Source organism: Chromobacterium alticapitis (assembly GCF_002924365.1).
Taxonomy (GTDB): Bacteria; Pseudomonadota; Gammaproteobacteria; order Burkholderiales; family Chromobacteriaceae; genus Chromobacterium; species Chromobacterium alticapitis.
The window spans coordinates 355158-371252 of the sequence record NZ_PQWB01000017.1; the positions used below are offsets into that span (position 1 = coordinate 355158).

Consider the following 16095-nt stretch of genomic DNA (forward strand, 5'->3'; position numbering starts at 1 on the left):
ACTGTTTGAACGGCTGATTAAATTGCCGCAAGCATACCACGGGAGACACCCTTGCTTCGAATCGTTTCCGCCAACCTGAACGGCATCCGCTCGGCGGACAAAAAAGGCTTTTTCGACTGGCTGGCCACCATCAACGCCGACTTCGTCTGCGTGCAGGAATTGAAGGCGCAGGCCGGCGATCTGTCCGAGCGCATGCGCGCGCCGGATGGCCTGACCGGCTATTTCCACTATGCCGAGAAAAAGGGCTATAGCGGCGTCGGCGTCTACACCCGCCACCAGCCGGACGCGGTGGTGGAGGGGCTGGGCGTGGACTGGATCGATGCCGAAGGCCGTTTCCTGCAGCTGGATTTCGGCAATCTGTCCGTCATCTCGCTGTACCTGCCGTCCGGCTCCAGCAGCGATGAACGGCAGCAGGTGAAGTTCGATTTTCTCGATGTGTTCATGCCGCATCTGGAGAAGCTGAAGGCGGCCGGCCGCGACATCGTGATCTGCGGCGACTGGAACATCGCCCACAATGAGATCGACCTGAAAAACTGGAAGGGCAATCTGAAGAATTCCGGCTTCCTGCCGGAGGAGCGCGCCTGGATGACGGACCTGCTGGGCCGTGTGGGCTGGCGCGACGCCTGGCGTCAGCTGTACCCGGACGCGCCAGGCTATACCTGGTGGAGCAACCGCGGCCAGGCTTACGCCAAGGACGTGGGCTGGCGCATCGATTACCACATCGTCACGCCGTCGCTGATGGAGTTGGCCGAATCTTCCAGCGTCTACAAGGACGAGAAATTTTCCGATCACGCGCCGCTGATCGTCGATTATCGCCGGGAGCTGTGATGTGGGACGACGATGACGTGACGCTGCTGACGGTTCCTGGCTGGGGCGATTCCGGCCCGGCGCATTGGCAAAGCCGTTGGGAGCTGACTTATCCGCTGGCGCGTCGAGTCGTCCAGCAGAGCTGGCTGTATCCGAGCCGCGACGCCTGGGTGGCGGGGTTGGCGGCTGCCGTGGCGGACATCCCCGGCCAACTGGTCATCGCCGCGCATAGTCTGGGCTGCCATGCGACGGTTGCCTGGCTGTTGCAGGCCTCGCTGGCGGATCAGCGCCGGGTCAAGGGGGCGTTATTGGTGGCGCCGCCGGCCTTGCCGATTCTGCCGGCTACTGCGCGGGCCAGCGGCGAGCTGCCGGACGGGGCGGCCTTGCCGGATTTCGCCGGTTTCGAGGCGGCGGATACGCGGCGCTTGCCGGTTCCGGCCATCGTCGCGGCCAGCCATGACGACCCGTTCTGCGATTTCGCGGAGGCTGCGCGCATGGCGGACGGTTGGGGGGCGGATGGGTTCGACGCCGGCAACTGCGGCCATATGGGCAGCCATGCCGGCCTGGGGAGCTGGCCGGCCGGTCAGAGCCTGCTGCAGCGCTTGATCCTGGGGTGAGGCCTGGCCCCCTCTCCCCCGAGGGGAGAGGGGAGGCTGCGAACCCGCCCGCATCCGTTCGCCGCCTGTTCGTAGCGCGGGTTGGCCGCAAGGCCATATCCGCGATTCCGGCAGCTTCGCTCGCGGCAATGGCCTGGGTCCCGCGCACGCAACCGCGTTCACGCATCTCGATGGGATCACATCGTTCGCGGGTATGGCCGCGGGCCAATCCGCGCTACCAGGCTTGTGAGAGAGGAGGGCGCCTCAGCGCTCCACCGGCCGCGCCGGGTCGCTGCACCATTCGCTCCAGGAGCCCGGATAGAGGCGGCTGCCGTGGAAGCCGGCGATTTCCATCGCCAGCAGGTTTTGGCAGGCGGTGACGCCGGAGCCGCATTGATGAACGATGGCGGCCGGATCGAAGCCCTCGCCCAGCAGCGCTTCCCATTCCGCGCGCAGTTGCGCGGCGGGCTTGTAATGCTGCTCGGCCGTCAGGTTGTTCATGAAGAAACGGTTGGCCGCGCCCGGGATGTGGCCGCCCACCGGATCTATGGTTTCGCCTACGCCGCGGAAGCGGTCCGCGCTGCGCGCGTCCACCACGGTGAAGGATTGCTGCTCCAGATTGGCCTGCACGGCGTCGGCGTCCACGGTTTGCTGCAGGGCGGCGCGGATGGCGAAGCGGCGCGAGTTGCGCGCTGGCGCAGCCTGGTCCAGCGGCAGGCCGGCGGCTTTCCAGGCGGCGAGGCCGCCATCCAGCACGGCCACTTTTTCGTGGCCCAGCCAGCGCAGCAGCCACCAGGCGCGCGCCGCGTATTGGCCGCTGCCGTCGTCGTAGGCTACGACCTGCATGTCCGCATCCACGCCTATCGCGCCCAGGTCCACCGCCAGCCTTTGGCCATCCGGCAACGGGTGGCGGCCGTTGCGGCCGTTCTTGCTGCCTGACAGGTGATAGTCCAGATGCAGGTAGCGCGCGTCGGGGATGTGGCCCTGCTCATAGGCGGCGTGGCCGTAATCGGCGTTGTCCAGCTGGAAGCGGCAGTCCAGCACGATGCAGTGGGCGCGGTCCTGCTGGGCAAGTTGCGCCGCGGAAATCAGCGTGGTGTACATGGCGAAAGAGCGAGGTGGAAACCGACAGCTTAACGGTTGTCTGCACGCGCTGGCAATTGTACTAAAACGTTAACATTGACCATTCTGATTAGTACCTTATCGGCGTATGCTGTCGATCTAGCCGGCGCCAATCCGGGATCGAAAACCAAAAACAGACTTCGTAACGGGGATGAGTGAATATGTTAAGTGCATTGAATATAGGCCAGCGCATCCTGCTGCTGGCCGGCAGCCTGTTGTTGGCCTTGTTCCTGGTGGGCGGCGGAGCCTGGTGGGCGATGGATGGCGTGCAGCATGAGCTGCAAACGCTGTTTGCCGACAAGATCGCCTTCCGCCATCAGCTGGACAGCATGCAGCGGACGATGATGCAGATCCGGCAGGATGAGAAGAATATCTTCATCAGCATCGGCAATCCGGCGAATACCGACCAGAGCATACAGACCAACAAACAGTGGCTGGACAAGGATATCGCCAAGCTGCGTGAGCAGACCGCGCAGGCCAAAGGCATGGCGATGGCGGCCGAGCATCAGGCCGAGTTCGACAGCGTGCTGGCCGGATTGGATGGCTACGCCCAAGGCATGGCGGATTTGTACAGCAAGATCGAAAAAGGCCAGATTTCCGCGGCCAATATCGGCGACGCCGGCATCATCCCGTTCAAGCCCAAGTTGTACGCCGCCCGCGATGCCCTGAAGAAAATGACCGAACTGGCCGACAACACGGCGAAAGACGCCGAGGATGCGATGATGGCGACGATGCGCCGCACCATCCAGCTGCTGATGACCGTGCTGCTGCTGGCGCTGGCCATCGGCGCGGGCCTGGCCTGGGTGATCGCCCGTTCCATCACCAGGCCGCTGGGTTCGATGCGGGAGCGGATGCGCCATGCGGCCGAACACAACGATCTGACTGTGGCGATAGAGCAGAGCGGCCGCGACGAAGTCAGCGAAACCGGTCGCGCGCTGTCGCAACTGCTGGGCAATCTGCGCGGCTTCATCGAGCGGACCCGGCAGGATTCCGCCCAAGTCAATGACACCGCGGCGTCTTTGTCCGACGTTTCGCGGCGCATCGCCGAAGCCTCGCGCCAGCAGACCGATGCCTCCTCCTCCACCGCGGCGGCGGTGGAGCAAATGACGGTCAGCATCAATCTGGTGGCCGAGCATGCGGCGGAAATGGCTGGGGAAGCCAAGAGCAGCATGCAGGAAGCGGTAGGCGGCAGCCAGGTGGCGGGCGAGGCGGCGCGGGAGATGAACGAGATCGCGCGGGTGATAGGCGAGTCGGAAACCGTCATCGACAGCCTGAACCAGCGCTCGGATGAAATCGGCAATATCGTCGAAGTGATCCACGATATCGCCGAGCAGACCAATCTATTGGCGCTGAACGCGGCGATCGAGGCGGCGCGGGCCGGCGAAACGGGTCGCGGCTTCGCCGTGGTGGCGGACGAGGTGCGCAAGCTGGCGGAGCGCACCGCTCAGGCGACGGGCGAGATTTCCGCCAAGATCCAGGCAGTGCAGGGGGATACCGCCACCGCGGTGGCCAGCATGCGCGAGGCGGCGGCGCGAGTGGGCAGCGGCGTGAAGCTCAGCGGCCAAGTCAGCGCCAGGCTGGAGCAGATTCAGGCCTTGTCGTCAGGCTTGCTGGACAAGACCAGCGAAATCGCGGCGGCCATGCGCGAACAGGGCACGGCCAGCAACGAGGCGGCCCGCAGCGTGGAGCGCATCGCCAGCATGGGGGTGGAAAACGGCCAGTCCGTCGAGGCCTCGTCCGGCATGGCGCAGCAGCTGTCGCAGCTGGCCCATGGGCTGGATCAGGCGATCAGCCGCTTCCGCACCGCTTGATTCAGCCGGCGAGAGCGGCGCGCAGCCGCGCGGCCAGGTCCGCCTGGCCGTGATCGGCGCCTTCGCGCCGCGGCGCGGCCCAGATCGGGCTGGGGAAATGGGCATCGTCGGCGAAGCGCGGAATCACATGCCAGTGCAGGTGCGGCACCATATTGCCCAGGCTGGCCAGATTGATCTTGGCCGGCTTCATCACGGATCGCAGCGCGGATTCGGTCCGGTAGACCCAGTCCATCAGGTGGGCGCGGTCCTCGGGCGCGAGATCGGTCATCTCGGCCGCGTGGGCTTGCCAGATGACGCGGCAAAAGCCGGGATAGCCAGGCTCGTTCGCCAGGATGACGCGCAGCCGCGCGTCCTGGTACAGCAATTCGCCTGCCGGCTCGCGGCACAATTCGCAATCCATGGTTCGCTCCCTATTCTATTGGTTTGTTGATTCTACCCCCGCTATGCTCAACGGGGCAGTCATGGCGGTCTGTTATACTGATGGAGTCGGCCTCAGCGCCGATGGGCGTTCCAGAATCATAACCAGCCGGGAATCATCGTGAGTTTCGTCAACAGCCTCTTCGTCATTGCCGTCCTGATCACCGCCAGCGCTTTTTTCTCGGTATCGGAAATTTCGCTCGCAGCCGCGCGCAAGATCAAGCTGCGGCAATTGGCCGAGGAGGGCAATCACAATGCCGAGCGGGTGCTGGAACTGCAAGACCAGCCCGGCCACTTCTTCACCGTGGTGCAGATCGGCCTCAACGCCGTGGCCATCCTGGCCGGTATTCTGGGCGAGGCGGCCTTCACGCCTTACTTCGCCACGCTGCTGCACATGCTGACGCCGGCGGAGTGGGTGGAGCATCTGAGCTTCATCCTGTCTTTCGTCTCGGTCACCGCGCTGTTCGTGCTGTTCGCCGACCTGATGCCCAAGCGGCTGGGCATGGTGGCGCCTGAGCGCATCGCGCTCCTGGTGGTGCGTCCCATGATGTTTTGCGTCACCCTGTTCCGGCCGCTGGTGTGGCTGTTCAACGGCTTGGCCAATGTGTTCTTCCGCATGCTGGGCGTGCCGACGGCGCGGCCGGAAGACCTGACTCCGGCCGACCTGCTGGCGATGATGGACGCCGGCGCCGAGGCCGGCGTGCTGCAGCAGCGCGAGCACCATTTGATCGAGAACGTGTTCGAGCTGGAAAGCCGCACCGTGCCCTCGTCGATGACGGCGCGCGAAAGCATAGTCTATTTCACGCTGCACGAGGACGAAGGCAGCATCAAGCAGAAAATCGCCGAACATCCGCATACCAAGTTCCTGGTGTGCGACGGCGTGATCGACTCGGTGATCGGCTACGTGGATTCCAAGGACATCCTGATGCGGCTGATCAATCAGCAGAGCCTGTCGATGAAGCGCGAGCTGACGATACGCAATGTGCTGATCATTCCGGATTCGCTGACTTTGTCCGAACTGCTGGAGCGGTTCAAGGCCTCGCGCGAGGACTTCGCGGTGGTGATGAACGAATACGCGCTGGTGGTGGGCGTGATCACGCTGAACGACCTGATGAGCACGGTGATGGGCGACCTGGTCAACCAGTTCCAGGAAGAGCAGATCGTGCGCCGCGACGACCGTTCCTGGCTGGTGGACGGCGCTACGCCGGTGGAAGACGTGCTGCGCGCGCTGGGCATCGACTCCTTCCCCGACGACGAGAACTACGAAACCATCGCCGGCTTCATGATGTACATGCTGCGGCGCATTCCCAAGCGCACCGACAGCGTGGAGTTCGAGGGCTACAAGTTCGAGGTGGTGGACATCGACAACTACCGGATAGACCAGCTGCTGGTGACGCTGATTCCGCCCGCGGCGGCCGAGGCAGAGTCCGCCCGCTGATATTACGAATGGTTACACCCGCTTACACGCGGCTCACAGACGGGGCGGGAGGGGCTGCCTAAGATGGATTCAAGGACGCGTCGCCAAGACGCTCCAGACAACGATCCCCAACTTGGATTCGGGAGAATGACCATGAAGAAACTGACCGCCCTCCTGCTGGCCGCCACCCTCGGCCTGGCCTCCGTCGCCACCTACGCCGCCGATGCCTCCGCGCCGGCCGCCAAGGCCGCCGCGCCCATGCATAAGCACCACCACCACAAGAAGCACCATGCCAAGAAGGCCAGCTCCGCGCCGGCCGCGCAAAAAGCCCAGGCCGCCAAGAAGCACCATCACAAAAAGCATCATCATCACAAGAAGCACCACCCGATGAAGTAAGCCGGGCCTGATGGCCGGGTTTATCCCGATCCAACGGAAAGGAGGCGAAAGCCTCCTTTTTTGCTGGTTTCTCTCCACTGAAACTGACCTAAATGACAGGTGGGTAATTTTCCACTTGTATTCTAGCTCGGATATTTCGATTCTGATACCAATGTAATACCACATGAAATTTCATGTTGGAGATTGCAGGGCATCAAGCGGCACGCATGCCGCGTCATCATCGATACAGAGGAGAAGCACCATGCCGCAATTCTCGTTGTCGCGTGCGCTGTTGGCAGTCGGCGCGGCCTTCGCGTTGAGCCAGGCCGTTTACGCCGCCCCCAGCTGCGCGGGCTGGAGCAGCAGCCAGGTTTACAATGCCGGCGATTACGCCACTTTCAATGGCAAGACTTGGCGCGCCAGCTGGTGGACCCAGGGCGAACAGCCGGGCAGCAATCAGTGGGGCGCCTGGCAAGAGCGTCCTGCCAGCGAGTGCACGCCGGGCACGCCCAGCGATCCCAATCAGCCGGGTAGCGGCGTGCCGCCTGAGCCGAAGCCGACCGTGGGCCGCAACGTGGGCTCCTACTTCACCCAATGGGGCATTTACCAGCGCAATTACAAGGTCAGCGATCTGGTCAAAGCCGGCGGCGACAAGCAGCTGACCTTCCTGAATTACGCCTTCGGCAATGTCTATGCCAACGGCCAGTGCGGCATGGTCACCAAGGCCGAGAACGGCAACGGCGACGGCGGCGACGCCTGGGCAGATTACCAACGCTCCTTCGCCGCCAATGAATCGGTGGACGGCAAGGCCGACAACTGGAACGACCCGCTGCGCGGCAACTTCAACCAGCTGCGCAAGCTGAAGCTGGCCAATCCGCAACTGAAGGTATTGATTTCGCTGGGCGGCTGGACCTGGTCCAAGAATTTCGGCCAGTTCGCCGCCAGCGACGCTAGCCGCAAGGCGCTGGTCAGCTCCTGCATAGACCTCTACATCAAGGGCAACCTGCCCAAGGGCGAAGACGCCGGCGGCCAGGCGGCGGCGCTGGGCGTGTTCGACGGCTTCGACATCGACTGGGAATATCCGGGCGGCGGCGGCCTGCCGACCAATACCGTGGACCCGAACGACAAGCAGAACTTCACGCTGCTGATGGCGGAGTTCCGCAACCAGCTTAACGCTTTGTCCACGGCCAACCAGCGCCGCTACTACCTGACCGCGGCCATAGGCTCCGGCGTGGACAAGATCCGCAATACCGAGCCGTCCAAGTACAGCGGCTATCTGGACTGGATCAATGTGATGAGCTACGACTTCCATGGCGGCTGGGATGCCAAGGGGCCGACCAACTTCCAGTCCAATCTGTATCGCGACCCGGCCGCGCCGGTGACCGGCGATCAGGTCTACTACAACGTCAACGACGCGGTGCAGACGCTGGTGGGCGCCGGCGTGCCGCGCGCCAAGATCAACGTGGGTCTGCCGTTCTACGGCCGGGGCTGGGCCGGCGTGGCGGCGGGACCGAATGGCGATGGCCTGTACCAGGTGGCCACTGGTCCGTCCAAGGGCACTTATGAGCAGGGCATCGAGGACTACCGCGTGTTGGTGACGCGCAGCGCCAAGCAATTCACCAGTCCGGTGGCCAAGCAACTGTGGACTTACGACGGCAACGAGTTCTGGAGCTACGACGACCCGGCCACCATACGCGGCAAGCTTGACTACGTGCGCTCGCAGCAACTGGGCGGCGTGTTCAGCTGGTCGCTGGATGGCGACGACGCGCAGGCCACCTTGTTGAAAACCAGCGCCGAAGTGCGGCAGGATGCGGCCACCGCCGCCAAGCGCCGCGCGGCGGCTACTGCCGCGGCAAAAGCCAAGGCGGCCAAGAAGCAGTAAGTTGTTTGTATCAAGATAACGGCGGGGAAACCCGCCGTTTTCGCGTCCAGAGCCTGCGGATGGATTACAGTGCCGCAGCGGGCAGCACGCGCAGCGGCTGGGGCGTGGCGCTGGTGTGGCTCCAGGACGCGTTGAAGTGGTCTACCACCTGTTCGCCGCTGAGGGCGAAGGCGCTGACCGTGGTGTGGCCGTCGGCTATCGCCGTGACTTGGTAACCACGCGACACGGCATTGCGCAAGGTGCTGTCCACGCAGAAATCGGTGGCGGCGCCGCCTATCCATAATTTGTTCACGCCATGCTCGGACAGCAACTGGGCGAGGTTGGTGTCGCAAAAGCTGTCGCCGTAGCGCTTGAACACGAGCGCGTCGCCGTCCTGGCGCGCCAGCTTGGGATGCAGTTGCCAGGCGGGCGAGCCATGCGGCAGATCGTCTTCCTCATGCTGGACGAAGATCACCGGCATGCCGCGCTGGCGGGCTTTGGCGATGGCGAGATTGAGGTTGTCCAGCACGCTGTCTAGCCGCGCGGCGCGCGGCTCTCCTTCCACAACCCCAACTTGAACGTCGATGATCAGCAAGGCGGTATCGGACATGTTTATTCTCCAGTGAGGCGGGTGGTGGCGCGCGCCTGGGCGCGGCGCTTCAGATCAAGGCTTCCGGGTTCAGCACATGGTTGGCGTCGCCTTCGAAGAAACGGACGGCGTTGCGATAGGCGATTTCCAGATACTGGCGATAGCTGGCTTCTTCCGCATAACCCAGGTGCGGCGTGCACAACACATTGGCGCGGCGCAGCAAGGGGTGGTTCGCGTCGTACACGGGCTCTTGTTCGAACACGTCCAGCGCGGCGAAACCGGGACGGCCGGCGTCCAGCGCCGCCTCCAGCGCGCCGGGCGCGATCAGTTCCGCGCGGCTGATGTTGATCAGCAGCGCCTCGGGCTTCATCGCCGCCAGGTCGGCCGGCGTCACATTGCCCTCGGTGGCGGGAACCAGCCGTTGATGCAGGCTCAGCACGTCGGTCTCGGCGAAGAAGGCTTCGCGGCTTGCCGCCGCGCGGTAGCCCAGCGCCAAAGCTTCCTCGCGGGCGCGCTCGCTGCCCCAGACCAGTATCTCCATGCCGAAGGCGCGGCCATAGCCGGCCACCAGCTTGCCTATCTTGCCGAAGCCGAGGATGCCCAAGGTGGCGCCGCGCACCGCCCGGCCCACAGGTCCTTGCCACTGGCCGGCGCGCAGGCTGTCCACGTTCTCCGCCAGGCGGCGCCGCGCGGCCATGATCAGCAGCCAGGCCAGCTCCGCCGGGGCATGGGGCGAGCCGCTGCCCTCCACTACGGCGACGCCGGCGCGGCTGCAGGCGGCCACGTCGATATTGCGCGCGAGCTTGCCGGTCTGGCTGATCAGGCGCAGCCGCGGCATCTTGGCCAGCAGGGCCTCATCCACCACGGTGCGTTCGCGGATCAGCAGCAGCGCCTCGGCCTGGGCCAGCGCGGCGTCTGCACCGGGCGCGCGCGCCAGATCGCCCAGGCTGCGGCAGACGTAGCCGGGATGGCTGTGCAGCTCGGCCAGGCTGGGCCCCACGTTCTGGTAGTCGTCTGGGATCCATAGCTGGATGACGGGCATGGCGTTCTTTCCGATGGGAGGTCAGCCGCGCAGGGGCATGGCCAAGTATTGGAAATGCGGATCGTCGGGATTGGTGATCAGCATGCCGCGCTGGCCTTGGCCCAGGCAGAAGCGCAGCCGCTCCGCCTTTTGCGACTGCAGCACGTCTTGCAGATAACCGAGATTGAAGCTCGCTTGCAGCGGTTCGCCTTGCCAATCCAGCGGCAGCTTCTCTTCCGCTTCCTCCTGTTCGGCATTTTGGCAGCGCAAGGCCAGCCGGCCGGGGCGAATCTCCATCTCCAGCTGGCGGAACTTGGCGTGGGCCAGCACGGACACGCGCTGCACCGCTTCCAGCATGGCCAGTCTGGGCAGCAGCAGCTCGCAATCGTGGCTGTCCGGCAGCAGGCGAAGGTAGTCCGGCGCGCGCGCGTCCACCAGCTTGCAGCGCAGCTGGGTGTCGCCCAGCTGGCAATGCAGCTGTTTCTCGCCCAGGCTCAGCTGGAGCGGCGCGCTCAGTTCGTCCAGCAGCTTGTTCAATGCCAGGGCTGCCTTGCGCGGCAGCAGCAGCTTGCTTTCTGGATGCCCGCCGGACAGGGGATAGCGCTGGATGGCCAGGCGCACGCCGTCGGAGGCGATCAGCTTCAGCTCCTCTGCATCCAGCTGCAGCAGCAAGGCGTTCAGATAGGGGCGGATGTCGCCGCCGGCCATCGCGTACAGCACCTGATCCAGCTTGCGCTTGAGTTCGGCGGGGTCGAGCGCGAGGACCGCGGAGATGGCGCCATCCGGCGTCAGCAGCGGGAAGTCTTCCGCCGGCAAGGTTTGCAGCTGGAAGCGGCTGCCGGCGGCCAGCAACTGCAATTGGCTGTTTTGGCGCTTCAGTTGCAGCTCGCAACCGGCCGGCAGCGCGCGCAGGATGTCCAGCAGCTTGCGCGCCGGGACGCATAAGCGGAAGGTTTGGCTGGCCTGGACGGCGCGGCGGCTTTCCAGCTGGATTTCCAGGTCGCTGGCGGTGATGGCCAGGCTCTGGCCATCGGCTTCCAGCAGAACGTGGGACAAAATGGGCAGGGTGTGGCGGCGCTCCACTACGCCGCAGACGGCGGCCAGCGGGGCGAGCAGGATGTCGCGATCGGCGCGCAGCAGCATGTCCGGCTCCGGCATGGATAATCCGACAATTTACCACATTCGACTATGCGTTTGTTCTTTCTGCCTGCGCGGAGCGAGGGCTGGGCAGGCCGCCGGATCAGCGGATCGGGATGTAAAGCTCGGTCAGCGAGTCGGGGTGGTCAGGCGCGAGGAAGCGTTCGTCCATGTATTCGAACTCTATGCCCTCGGCGGCGTCCAGTCCGGCCGCCGGCAGCCAGCTGCCGTGAATGGCCTGGAAGGTGGCGGGCAGCCCGCTCACCGGACCGATGTGGCGGAAGCGGGCGTAGCGCTGGGCCGGCACGTCGACCGCCGCCATGCCGTCGGGCACCGGCGCGTCCGGCGCGGTTTGCAGGGCGGCCAGATAGCGCCAGCCGCCGTCCGGCAGCGGCTGGCACAGGCCGTAGCTGCTGCCGGGTCGGGCGTCGGCGATTTCATGCTCGCGTTCGAGGAAGCGTTGCCACATGGCTGGGATGCCGCCTTCATCCTGGGGACTCCAGGCGAGGCCGACGACGCGGAAGGCGGGCAGGGTGACGATTTCTGGCGTTTGCATCATGGTCTGGCGCCATTCGCTGGGTGTGAGATGGCGTTGAATGCGCGCGATCCGTTCCCGCCGTTCTTCAATCTCCCCTTGCAAGCGCGCGGCGTGCTCCCGCAGGGCGCGACGCAGCGTTTCGTCGTCGGCGCCGCGCAGCCGGGCGATGTCGTCCAAGGACAGGCCCAGCTCGCGCAACATGACGATGCGGCCCAGCTCCGCCACCTGCGCCGGCAGGTAGTAGCGGTAGCCGTTGTCGCGGCCGGTCAGCGCCGGGCTGAACAGCCCTATGCTGTCGTAGTGGCGCAGCGTCTTGGTGCTGAGACCGTGGCAGCGGGCCAGTTGTCCGATAGTGAGCATGAGAAAACGGAATGGGTGGCGGATGAAGCCAGTGTGGACCTTGCCGCAAGGGCAGGGTCAAGCCCGGCCTCTCTCGCAAAGCAGAGGCCGGTCACGTGTTTACAACAAGACTCTTTCGATGCCGCCATCGCGGGCGCGCGCCACGTACTCCGGCAGCCAGTTCTCGCCCAGGATGTGGCGGGCGATTTCCACCACGATGTAGTCGGCCTCGGTGCCGGTGTCATCGTTGTAGCGCGACAGGCCCTGCAGGCAGGATGGACAGGAGGTCAGAATCTTCACCGGCTTGGCCGGCGGCTGCCCGCCGGTCAGCGCCTGCAGATTGTTATGGATTTCCTCCTCCTTGCGCGCGCGCACCTGGGTGGCGATGTCCGGCCGGCTGGCGGCGAAGGTGCCGGCCTCGCCGCAGCAGCGGTCAGTCAGCGGCACGCCGCCGCCCATCAGTTCGTTGACCACCTTTAGCGGCTGGTGGGTCTTCATCGGCGTGTGGCAGGGGTCGTGGTACAGATACTGCTGGCCCGCTATGCCATCCAGCTTCACGCCCTTTTCCATCAGGTATTCGTGGATGTCGATGACGCGGCAGCCGGGGAAGATGTCCTCGAAGCGGTAGTGCGCCAGCTGGTCGAAGCAGGTGCCGCAGCTGACCACCACGGTCTTGATGTCCAGGTAGTTTAGCGTGTTGGCCACGCGGTGGAACAGCACGCGGTTCTCGGTGGTGATGGCGTCGCCCTTGTCCTGGTAGCCGGCGCTGGTTTGCGGATAGCCGCAGCATAGATAGCCCGGCGGCAGCACCGTCTGCGCGCCGACATGCCACAGCATGGCCTGGGTGGCGAGGCCGACCTGGCTGAACAGCCGCTCCGAGCCGCAGCCGGGGAAATAGAACACCGCTTCGGCGTCTTCCGCGGCCTTGGGGTTGCGGATCACCGGCACCACGTGCGGATCTTCCACGTCCAGCAGCGCGCGGGCGGTTTTCTTGGGCAGGCCGCCCGGCATCGGCCGGTTGATGAAGTGGATCACCTGTTCCTTGATCGGCGCCGGGCCGACGGTGGACGGCGGCTGCTTCTTCTGGCCGCCGATCAGCCCCAGCCGCTTGCCGACCTGGTTGCCCAGGCGCTGCGCCTTGTAGCCGACGCCGACCAGGCCGGCGCGTATGGTCTTTACCGTGGCCGGGTCCTTGGCGGTGAGGAAGGCCATGCCCAGCGCGGTGCCGGGGTTGAACTTCTTCTTGCCGGCCTTGCGCAGGAAGTTGCGCATGGCCACCGATACATCGCCAAAATCGATCTTGACCGGACAGGGCTTGACGCAGCGGTGGCACACCGTGCAATGGTCCGCCACGTCGGACAATTCCTCGAAATGCTTTAGCGACACGCCGCGGCGGGTCTGCTCCTCGTACAGGAAGGCCTCAGTCAACAGGCCGACGCCGAGTATCTTGTTGCGCGGGCTGTACAAGAGGTTGGCGCGCGGCACATGGGTGGAGCACACCGGCTTGCACTTGCCGCAGCGCAGGCAGTCCTTGATCGAGTTGTTGATGTCGCCGATGTCGGATTGCTCCAGGATCAGCGATTCCGCGCCGAGCAAGGAGAATGACGGCGTGTAGGCCAGCGCCAGGTCCGCGCCCGGCAGCAGCTTGCCGCGGTTGAAGTGGCCGTTGGGGTCCACTTGCTGCTTGTAGGCGCGGAAGGGGGCGATTTCGTCCTCGCTGAGGAATTCCAGCTTGGTGATGCCGATGCCGTGCTCGCCGGAGATGACGCCGCCCAAGGAACGAGCCAGCGCCATGATGCGGACCACCGCCTGGTGGGCGGTCTGAAGCATGCGGTAGTTGTCGGAGTTGACCGGCAGGTTGGTGTGGACGTTGCCGTCGCCGGCATGCATGTGCAGCGCCACGAATACCCGGCCGCGCAGCACATGCTGCTGCAGCTCGCGGATGGCGGCGCGGATGCCGGCGGCGGCGCTGCCGGAGAATATCTGCTCCAGCTCGGCCAGCACTTCCCGCTTCCAGCTGACGCGCAGGACGAAGTCGCGCAGTGCGTGGAACACGGTGGCGGGCCGGGCGGCGCGGTCTTCCAGCGGGGCGTCGGGCCAGCGGCTGGCGTATTCATGGAACGGCGCGTCCATGTGGTCCAGCAGCCATTGCCAGCGGTCTCGGTTGACGGCCAACAGCGACAGCGCGGCGGCGCGCCGGTCGCCGATCAGCTCTTCCGACGGCAGGTTGGTGTCCATCTTGTCCACCGGCAGCCGGCCGTGGAAGTACTCGGTCAGGGTGTCCAACAGTTCGATCTTGTTGGCGATGGACAGCTCGATGTTGATGCGTTCGATGCCGTCGCTGTAATCGCCGAGGCGCGGCAGCGGGATCACCACGTCCTCGTTGATCTTGAAGGCGTTGGTGTGCTTGGCGATGGCGGCGGTGCGGCTGCGGTCCAGCCAGAAGGTCTTGCGCGCTTCCGGCGTCACCGCGATGAAGCCCTCGCCGTGGCGGGCGTTGGCGATGCGCACCACCTGGCTGGCGGCCTCGGCGGCGGCGTTCTCGTCGTCGGAGACGATGTCGGCGATCAGCACCATCTTGGGCCGGCCCTTGCTCTTGGCCTTGGTGGCGTAGCCGACCGCGCGCACATAGCGCCAGTCCAGGTGCTCCAGGCCGGCCAGCTGCACGCCGGCGGCCAGACAGGCGCCGCCGGGCTTGAACAGGTCGGTGATTTCGACGATGGCCGGCGTGGCCTCGGCCACAGTGCCGAAGAACTCCAGACACACGGTGCGGGTGTGCTTGGGCATCTTGTGCAGCACGAAGCGCGCGCTGGTGATGATGCCGTCGCAGCCTTCCTTCTGCACGCCGGGCAGGCCGGCCAGGAATTTGTCGGTGACGTCCTTGCCCAGGCCCACCTTGCGGAAGGCGCTGCCGGGAATGATCAGCTCGCGGCTGCTTTCCACGGTCTGGCCATCGTCGGCCAGGCGCGAGACGCGGAAGCGCGCTTCTTCTACATCGTGGATTTTGCCGTAGTTGTGGCCGATGCGCTCCACCAGCTGCCAGCGGCCGTCCGGGTCCACCATTTTCCAGCTGGCCAGATTGTCCAGCGTGGTGCCCCACAGCACGGCCTTCTTGCCGCCGGCGTTCATGGCGATATTGCCGCCGATACAGGAGGCTTCGGCCGAGGTCGGGTCTACCGCGAACACCAGTCCGGCGGCGGAGGCCGCTTCGGACACGCGGGCGGTGACCACGCCGGCGCCGCAGGAAATGGTGGCGCGCTTGCCCGAGAGGCCGGGCAGTTCGATGTGCTCGACGCCCAAGTGGCGGTCCAGTTTTTCGGTATTGATCACCGCGCTCATGCGGTCCAGCGGCACCGCGCCGCCGGTATAGCCGGTGCCGCCGCCGCGCGGAATGATGGTCAGGCCCAGCTCGATGCAGGCGCGCACCAGCGGCGCCATTTCCGCTTCGCTGTCCGGGCTCAGCACCACGAACGGGTATTCGACGCGCCAGTCGGTGGCGTCGGTGACATGGGCGACACGCGACAGGCCGTCGAACAGGATGTTATCGCGTCGGGTCAGCCGGGTCAGCTTCTTCAGCACCCGGGCGCGCAGCTCGCGGGTTTGCTCGAACTGGCGCTCGAACTCGTCCACCGCTTCGCGCGCGGCGGCGATCATCAGCTGCACCTTGTCGTTGCCGTCGCGGCGCTTCTCGATCTCGGTCAGGCGGTGGCGCATCGCCTCCACCAGCGCGGACAGCCGCTTGGGATTGTCCAGCAGGTCGTCCACCAAGTACGGGTTGCGGTCCACCACCCAGATGTCGCCCAGCACCTCGAACAGCATGCGCGCGGAGCGGCCGGTCTTGCGCGCGCCGCGCAATTCGTCCAGCAGTTTCCACATCGGTTCGCCCAGCAGCCGGATCACGATTTCTCGGTCCGAGTACGAGGTGTAGTTGTACGGGATCTCCCGCAGGCGCTGTTCGCTGGTGATGGCTGTCATTTGTCCGCAAGCTGGGTTTTATTAGAGGAGTGTCTGTCAGTGTAACGTAATTGTTGCGATGCGAAAAACATGAGCGGAGCAGGGATTTTT

The 16095-nt window shown here is 65.1% G+C and carries 13 protein-coding genes; 6 read left to right on the plus strand and 7 right to left on the minus strand.

Going from position 1 to position 16095, the window contains the following annotated elements; all coding sequences use genetic code 11:
- Positions 1-51: 51 nt before the first annotated feature.
- Positions 52-828 carry an exodeoxyribonuclease III gene (locus C2I19_RS05560; RefSeq protein WP_103901711.1) on the plus strand — a complete coding sequence of 259 codons (777 nt, stop codon included), beginning with the start codon at positions 52-54 and terminating at the stop codon, positions 826-828.
- Complete coding sequence (locus tag C2I19_RS05565; protein WP_103901712.1) at positions 828-1424, plus strand: RBBP9/YdeN family alpha/beta hydrolase; 597 nt, start codon at positions 828-830, stop codon at positions 1422-1424. The genes C2I19_RS05560 and C2I19_RS05565 overlap by 1 nt, the downstream gene beginning before the upstream one ends.
- Before the next feature lie 243 nt (positions 1425-1667).
- Here C2I19_RS05565 and C2I19_RS05570 read toward each other — a convergent pair whose 3' ends face one another.
- Complete coding sequence (locus C2I19_RS05570; protein WP_103901713.1) at positions 1668-2507, minus strand: sulfurtransferase; 840 nt, start codon at positions 2505-2507, stop codon at positions 1668-1670.
- A gap of 179 nt (positions 2508-2686) precedes the next feature.
- Between C2I19_RS05570 and C2I19_RS05575 the strand changes: the two genes are divergently transcribed.
- Entirely contained in the window at positions 2687-4336 is a 1650-nt protein-coding gene (locus C2I19_RS05575; RefSeq protein WP_103901714.1) for a methyl-accepting chemotaxis protein, read from the plus strand.
- 1 nt (position 4337) lies between these two features.
- Here C2I19_RS05575 and C2I19_RS05580 read toward each other — a convergent pair whose 3' ends face one another.
- Positions 4338-4736: an HIT family protein gene (locus C2I19_RS05580; RefSeq protein ID WP_103901715.1), complete on the minus strand. Its 399-nt coding sequence runs from the start codon at positions 4734-4736 to the stop codon at positions 4338-4340.
- Between the two features lie 138 nt (positions 4737-4874).
- Here C2I19_RS05580 and paeA point away from each other — a divergent pair, with 138 nt between their 5' ends.
- The 3 genes from paeA to C2I19_RS05595 all read left to right on the plus strand — a co-directional run bounded on the left by paeA (position 4875) and on the right by C2I19_RS05595 (position 8427).
- On the plus strand, positions 4875-6191 hold the full coding sequence (gene paeA, locus C2I19_RS05585) for a polyamine export protein PaeA (protein ID WP_103901716.1): 1317 nt from the start codon (positions 4875-4877) through the stop codon (positions 6189-6191).
- A gap of 132 nt (positions 6192-6323) precedes the next feature.
- Entirely contained in the window at positions 6324-6566 is a 243-nt protein-coding gene (locus tag C2I19_RS05590; protein ID WP_103901771.1) for an acid-shock protein, read from the plus strand.
- A 241-nt stretch (positions 6567-6807) separates the two neighbouring features.
- Positions 6808-8427, plus strand: coding sequence for a glycosyl hydrolase family 18 protein (locus C2I19_RS05595; RefSeq protein ID WP_103901717.1), 1620 nt, complete (start codon positions 6808-6810; stop codon positions 8425-8427).
- Positions 8428-8491: 64 nt separating this feature from the next.
- Here the strand turns inward: C2I19_RS05595 and C2I19_RS05600 are convergent, their stop codons facing one another.
- The 5 genes from C2I19_RS05600 to C2I19_RS05620 form a co-directional block, all read right to left on the minus strand.
- Complete coding sequence (locus C2I19_RS05600; protein WP_103901718.1) at positions 8492-9016, minus strand: cysteine hydrolase family protein; 525 nt, start codon at positions 9014-9016, stop codon at positions 8492-8494.
- Between the two features lie 49 nt (positions 9017-9065).
- A complete protein-coding gene (locus C2I19_RS05605) occupies positions 9066-10037 on the minus strand; it encodes a D-2-hydroxyacid dehydrogenase family protein (protein ID WP_103901719.1) in 972 nt (323 codons plus the stop codon).
- 21 nt (positions 10038-10058) lie between these two features.
- A complete protein-coding gene (gene dnaN / locus C2I19_RS05610) occupies positions 10059-11174 on the minus strand; it encodes a DNA polymerase III subunit beta (protein ID WP_103901720.1) in 1116 nt (371 codons plus the stop codon).
- Positions 11175-11256: 82 nt separating this feature from the next.
- Complete coding sequence (locus C2I19_RS05615; protein ID WP_103901721.1) at positions 11257-12051, minus strand: MerR family transcriptional regulator; 795 nt, start codon at positions 12049-12051, stop codon at positions 11257-11259.
- Between the two features lie 99 nt (positions 12052-12150).
- Positions 12151-16005, minus strand: coding sequence for a DUF3683 domain-containing protein (locus C2I19_RS05620; RefSeq protein WP_103901722.1), 3855 nt, complete (start codon positions 16003-16005; stop codon positions 12151-12153).
- Between the last annotated feature and the right edge of the window lie 90 nt (positions 16006-16095).